General features: G+C 68.9%; 1 protein-coding gene. It reads left to right on the plus strand.

Translation table 11 applies throughout. From position 1 onward, the window contains the following. Positions 1–86 precede the first annotated feature (86 nt). The coding region (locus ACFP2V_RS38600; protein ID WP_381221440.1) for an HARBI1 family protein at positions 87–899 on the plus strand (813 nt) is incomplete at its 3' end.

Below are 899 nucleotides of genomic sequence, written 5' to 3' on the forward strand. Positions count from 1 at the left end.
GCCCGTGTGGTCCCCAAGTCCGGGCAGACGTAAGGCCCCTGCTAGGAACGATCTTGCGACAGATTGTTCTGACCGAGGGGCCTCACGTGCCGACCAGTGTCACATACACCGCCGTGCTCGATGTGAAGCGGTCCACCGCCGAGCACCTGGCCCGGCTGCTGCGCGATCACCGCATCGCGGCCGGAACCCGCAAGGGGCGGCGTGCGCTGGGCTGCTTCCGTCAGGGGGTGCTCATCCTGCGCTGGTTCATCGACGGCACCCGTCTTTCCCAACTCGCCCGCGACAACGGCCTGTCGGTCTCCACCGCATACCGCTACCTCCACGAGGGGCTGACCGTTCTGGCGGCCGGGGCACCGGACCTCGCGACCGCGTTGGAGCGGGCGAAGGCGGCCGGGCTGACGCATCTGAACCTGGACGGCACCGTCATCCGCACCGACCGCGTGGCCGCCCCCGGCCCCCACGGCGCAGACCTCTGGTGGTCCGGAAAACACAAGCACCATGGCGGGAACGTGCAGGTCGTCGCCACCCCGGACGGCTGGCCGATCTGGGTCTCGCCAGTACGGCCGGGCAGGGAGCACGACACCACCTGCGCCCGTCACCACGGGCTGGTCGACGCCCTCAACCGGATCGCTGCCGAGCTGGACATGCCGACCCTGGTCGACCTCGGCTACGAGAACGCCGGCGACGGCTTCCGCCACCCGCACAAGAAGCCCGCCGGAGGCGAACTGAGCGAAGCCCAGCAGACCTACAACAAGGTCATCCGCGGCATCCACGGCGTCTGCGAACGCGCCAACTCCCTGCTCAAGACCACCTTCAAGGCCCTGCGCAGGGTCAGCCTCGACCCCAGCCGCATCACGAAGATCGCTGCTGCAGCCCTCGTCCTGCTCCAACTCGAGTAC

The organism is Streptomyces incanus (assembly GCF_042656345.1).
Taxonomy (GTDB): Bacteria; Actinomycetota; Actinomycetes; order Streptomycetales; family Streptomycetaceae; genus Streptomyces; species Streptomyces incanus.